The organism is Pseudothauera lacus, from assembly GCF_003034845.1.
GTDB lineage: Bacteria > Pseudomonadota > Gammaproteobacteria > Burkholderiales > Rhodocyclaceae > Pseudothauera > Pseudothauera lacus.
The window spans coordinates 1-1,708 of the sequence record NZ_PZKC01000032.1; the positions used below are offsets into that span (position 1 = coordinate 1).

At 54.6% G+C, this 1,708-nt stretch carries 1 protein-coding gene; it reads left to right on the plus strand.

From position 1 onward, the window contains the following. Positions 1–978: 978 nt before the first annotated feature. Complete coding sequence (locus tag C8261_RS17045) at positions 979–1,392, plus strand: hypothetical protein (protein WP_107494922.1); 414 nt, start codon at positions 979–981, stop codon at positions 1,390–1,392. Positions 1,393–1,708: the final 316 nt, after the last annotated feature.

The window sequence follows — 1,708 nt, forward strand, 5'->3', positions numbered from 1 at the left end:
GATGGCATGCTGGTCACTCCTCACGAAGTCATGCAGAATCGACGCCATCACCGTGATGGAGTCGTCATGCAGGATAGTTCGTGGGTGCCCGGCGGGCGACCTCTCCGCGTAGCGGCTTCGTTCAACAACAGCATGCAGTGGACCGCGCTTCGCGCCGCCGCTGATGCTGGGCGTTAGAGCTCATTATGAAGAGCACTCATGAAGCTCTCACACATTGGGGCATCCCATTCGTTCAACGAGGCGGAGTTACGCTGGTGGCAAGAGAGCATGCCGATAAGTGTGCAGCACATATCATCCAGGAAGGGCTTTATCTCAAAGGCTACGAAGGATTCACACTTTTTCCAGATGGCCGCGTTCAGCCCCACATGGAGTGGAGCGCCAGTTGGTCCATGGCAATCGTCCCCGAACTCAGTGAGATCCTTTCTCAATTTAGAGAGTCGCCGCCCGAGGTAACCCACTTTGAATTCGTCTTCTAGGGAAAGCTCTAACGATTAAGGTTATGTCGTGATCGCGAAGCGAGCCACGACATGAACCGGTTGTTGAACAATCCCGGTCCGTTTCCCTGGAAATAGCGCCCAGGCGCCGTATGCCGCGGGCGTAGGCGTCAATCGTCTTGGGTTGCAGGCCCTTCAGCTTCAGATGTTTGAGATGGCTGTCGTACTGCCTGGAAAAGTCGGCGGGAAAGTTCGATGTCATGCTGGTCACTCCTCACGAAGTCATGCAGAATCGACGCCGTCACCGTGATGGAATCGTCATGCAGGATAGTTCGTGGGTGCCCGGCGGGCGACTTCTCCGCGTTGCGGCTTCGTTCAACACGGCGCTCCAAGGGACGCGGACTCAGGTTGACTCGGACCAAGAAGACGATGAGCAAGACAGCGTCGGCGATCACCGACAGGGACCGCGTGCCCGGAAATCGGGTTTTTCTACAACGTCGTTAGGCCAAATCAAACAAGAAATTGGCTATTCATTGGAGATCACATGAAGCACACCATCATTGCATCCATCTTGACCTTGGCATCATTCGCCTGTAGCGCCCAGGCGAACCTCCTCGTTGGGAAGTTCGGGCACGGATACAGCAAGCTTAAAGGGACCCCGGTTTGGGAGGTCACGATGACAGGTAATCAGCTCAATCTCGTCACGCTGAACGCAGAAGAACCAACCCAGCCAACGCATGAGCTATCTGACGCTGAACGCCGCAGGTTCTGGCAAGCCATGTGGTGGCCGGAAGAGACTAGCATCACAGCAACCTGTGTCGGAAATTCGAAGGAAGTCTTGTGCCATGTGCCATCTCAGACGCGTAACAACATTGGCGGCCTGAAAAGCCAAACATCCGATTACTTCTATTTCGACCCGATAGTTGGGCTTATGGAGATAATGAGAATCTCCAATTAAAAATCAGAGAAGTAGCGTGTAGCGATCCTCATGTTCGGCAAAAACGGGGGCTTTCGAGGCGCTCTAGTAGATATTTTCCTGGTCTATATCGCACAACCATTCGTTATTGAGCTATTCGATTGCCGGGCTATTAAGCCGGCAATCAAATACCGTTCGGGCTGAGCCTGTCGAAGCCCAGTCGGCACGAACGCCCTTCGACAGGCTTGTATGGTCTATACCGGCTCTTTTACTTCGTAGGAGGAAGGCGAGGAGCCGGGGTGGAGGGACATCGACTGGCATCGGCAGCGGGGCCGCTGACCGACTCCCTGAGACGTCT

Excerpts from the sequence above, each read along its gene's own strand:
- C8261_RS17045 (WP_107494922.1), top strand. The coding sequence starts at position 979 with ATGAAGCACACCATCATTGCATCCATCTTGACCTTGGCATCATTCGCC.